3 protein-coding genes are annotated in these 3,135 nt (G+C 59.8%); 1 reads left to right on the top strand and 2 read right to left on the bottom strand.

Features of this window, described 5'->3' with window-relative positions:
• Positions 1–1,512 (bottom strand): RHS repeat domain-containing protein (locus J3U88_RS33940; RefSeq protein ID WP_207863667.1); only part of this gene is annotated, 1,512 nt, incomplete at its 3' end.
• Between the two features lie 170 nt (positions 1,513–1,682).
• Positions 1,683–2,135 carry an RHS repeat domain-containing protein gene (locus tag J3U88_RS33935; RefSeq protein ID WP_207863666.1) on the bottom strand — a complete coding sequence of 151 codons (453 nt, stop codon included), beginning with the start codon at positions 2,133–2,135 and terminating at the stop codon, positions 1,683–1,685.
• A 96-nt stretch (positions 2,136–2,231) separates the two neighbouring features.
• On the opposite strand from J3U88_RS33935, the gene J3U88_RS33930 reads away from it, so the two are divergent.
• On the top strand, positions 2,232–2,969 hold the full coding sequence (locus tag J3U88_RS33930; protein ID WP_207863665.1) for a hypothetical protein: 738 nt from the start codon (positions 2,232–2,234) through the stop codon (positions 2,967–2,969).
• The last annotated feature ends 166 nt before the right edge of the window (positions 2,970–3,135 follow it).

Raw genomic sequence — 3,135 nt, 5'->3', positions numbered from 1 at the left:
TGTCGGTGTGATGGTTTCGCTTGCGACGGCGTCGCGTTTCGCGACGGGGACATTGCCGCCGGGCGCGGTGCTGGTGATTTGGGTGATGCGCCCGTTTTCCCAGGTGGTCGCCAGGGCTTGGTGGCTTTCGCCCTCGAACACGCCGGTTAAGCGGCCGTCCGCGTCATAGCTGAACCTTTTGGCCGCCAGGCCGGGGTAGGCGATGGACTCCTGCAGGCCGCGCGCGTTGATCTCAATGGTGACGTCGTTGGGGAAGGTGAGGGTGTTGGAAGCACCTTCCTCGAAAAGGTTGAAGGTTCCCGCCGCGGTGGTCACGGTTTTCGGCGCGCCCCAGGCGTTGAAGCTCACGGTGGAAGAGGCTTGGTGGGGTCGCTGGTGGCGGATCAAGTCGCCGAATGCGTTGTAGTGAAAACTTTCGGGTAGCCGGCCGGGCGCTTCGACGGTGACGCAGCTTGGGTTGCCGTTGGCGTGGTAGCTGACGGCGATTTCCTGCTCGAGTTGGCCGCCCTGTTTCATGGTGATGGTTTTGGGCCGACTATGCCCGCTGTCGTAGCTAAAACCCACCTCGGCACCGTTCTCGCCGCGGACGCCGGTTAGGTTCCAACCGTCGTAGATGTATTCGAGCGTGTCCCTTGGTGTGACCAGGTACTTGACGCGTTGCTCGGCGTCTCGGAAGACCTGCAGGGTGTTGACCTCCGCGCCTTCCGTGTCGATCACACCGGCGCCATAGAGGTTGCCGTGTTGATCGAAGGCGGAAGCGGCGGTGGTGCCGTCCGGCGCCTTGACCTTAACGACCTTGTTGGCGTGTTCCCAGGTGACCTCGGCGGTTTCACCCGAAAAGTTGGTGATGTCTTTTAAGAGATAGGTGTCGCTGTCGTGATTGACGGTTGCCTTGTGCTCGCCGCGGGTGACGGTGGTTTCACCAATGCGCTCGATCTCCTGTTCCACCAACACCTCGTCCCCGAGCCACGAACGATGGGTTTGTCGGGCCGTGCTTAGCGCTTCGCCCGACGTTTCGAGCAGCGGGCCGCCGGCGCGGTTGGCCTGTTGGGTTGCCACGCTGTTCAACATGCCGCTGATGCCTTGGTACTGGTAGGACAAGGTGAGATCGCGGGCCGAGGTGGTTTGCGCTACCCGGCCCCGCGTATCGTATAACGCGGTCCAGCCTAGGTCGGCCCGAGCGGCACCGGTGAGCTGGGTCGCATCATTGTAGGTGAGGTTCAAGGTTCGGCCGTCGGCGCCGGTCCAGCGCGCGTAGCGGCCGTGGCCCTGGTGGGGCAAACTCCCGGTCAGCGAGCGATTCCCGCTTTTGAGGCGTGCGACCTGGCCCAAACCGTCGATTTCCATTTCCCGTTGAATCCCACTTGTCTCGTTCTTAACGATCCGCACCAACCGGTCGTTTTTGATGGCCGTGGTGATGGTCGTGTTGATGGTTTTGGTGGTCTCGGGGACGATGTTGGGTCGCCCCTCGCTGCGCTTATTGATGGTTGCTTCGAAAGGCAGCGGCTTCAATTGTTCGGTCAGCGTGCTGTCCAGCCAGGTGTCGCCAACCGCGTTTGATTCCAGGGCGCGCGCGTTCCAATGGTCGGTGAAGGCGACCTTGCCCTGCGCGTATTCCCACGAGAAAAGTGCTTCCTGGTTTTTGGTTGAGGCCGCCGCGCCGCTTGTTTCTTTGGCGACGCTCAGGGGTTGCCGAAGGCGTCGGTTCTGTGACGGACGGCGCCAATCCCGGCCATACGCGTGACGGCGGTCCGACCGAGCCCATCGATTTTCAACGGGACGGTTTCCGGTTGGCCCTCGCTCGGTGTGATGGTGAGCCCGTCCACCAAAACCCCGGTGCCGGGGGTGACGGTGTACGTGAAGGTGGCCGTGGGCGTGGTGCGGGTGGTGACGACCTCGGTATCGCCGTGGTAGGCAAGCATGGTTTTGTCGTTCTCGTCCGCGGCGTCCACGACCTCGGTCAGGCGCCCGTGATCGTCATGCGTGGTTTTGTAATGCTCGTCCGCGGCGTCCACGACCTCGGTCAGGCGCCCGTGATGGTCATGCGTTGCGTAAGACTGCCCGCGTCCCCTGCTTGCCGTCCGGCTAAAAGGTCGCCCTGTTCCGGTAAACAGCGGGGTGTTGCGATGGTGCAACACCCCACTTGGGTTTTGGGATTTTGCCTGTTTTCTATATTTGGTTGTCAATCAACGAAAGAATATGCAACTTGGACGGTTACCAAAGGAGAAGCGATGTCCTGGCTGAACGTGCTGTGGTTGGTCCTGTTTCTTGGAAAGGTGGAAACGCGGCAAAAGGTCGTGCTTGATTTTCTTTTGTGCCTGATTCAGGTTCAGCGAGAAACGATTCGTTCATTAAATAATGGTAGGGATAAACGTTTGACCGATCAGCAGCGGCGCCGGCTTGCGATCCTGGCAAGGGCCGTGCCCAATGATTTTTTGCAAAGTATTGCGACCCTGAGTTACAGCCCGGACACGTTTTTGCGTTGGTATCGAAGGTTGGTTCATCAAAAATATAGGCCCGAAACGCGTGGCCGGCAAGGACGGCCGGTCACTTCGCCTGAGACGGTCGCTTTGGTGCAGCGTTTGGCCGAACAAAATCCAAGTTGGGGTTACCGACGGATTGTCGGGGCGCTGAAGCATCTCGGGGTAACGCTTTCAAAAAAACACCGTGGCTCGGATTCTGGAAGACGCGGGTTTGAGTCCGGCCCCGAAACGCTCGCGCTCATGGCGTTGTTTCTTGGAGCAGCAGTGGTCGAGCATGGTCGCCGCCGATTTCGTCACGGTGGAACTGACCCGTGGTTGGGGGATTCAGCGGGTGCATGTCTTGGTTATGATGCAGTTGGCGACGCGAAGGATCCACATCGCCGGCATTGTGAACGAGCCGACGCAGGCATGGCCGGTGCAGGTCGCACGCAACGAAACGGACGAGGAACACGGTTTCCTGAAAGAGGGCTCGTTTTTGATTCATGATCGAGCGGCGGTTTTCGGCGAAAAGTTTAAGGCCACCTTGGCGGCAACTGGTGTGACCACGGTCAAATTGCCGGCCCGTTCGCCGAACTTGAACGCACACGTGGAGCGTGTGATTCGGAGCATTCGTGAAGAATGTTTGGACCGATTCGTGATTTTTTCGAAAGGG

It is taken from the genome of Acanthopleuribacter pedis (genome assembly GCF_017377855.1).
GTDB classification, from domain to species: domain Bacteria; phylum Acidobacteriota; class Holophagae; order Acanthopleuribacterales; family Acanthopleuribacteraceae; genus Acanthopleuribacter; species Acanthopleuribacter pedis.
Note: the sequence above shows the minus strand (reverse complement) of the source record. Positions and strands in the feature narration are given on the sequence as shown.

Bases quoted from the DNA above. Each gene is read 5' to 3' on its own strand.
- J3U88_RS33930 (WP_207863665.1), top strand. From the start codon at position 2,232: ATGTCCTGGCTGAACGTGCTGTGGTTGGTCCTGTTTCTTGGAAAGGTG.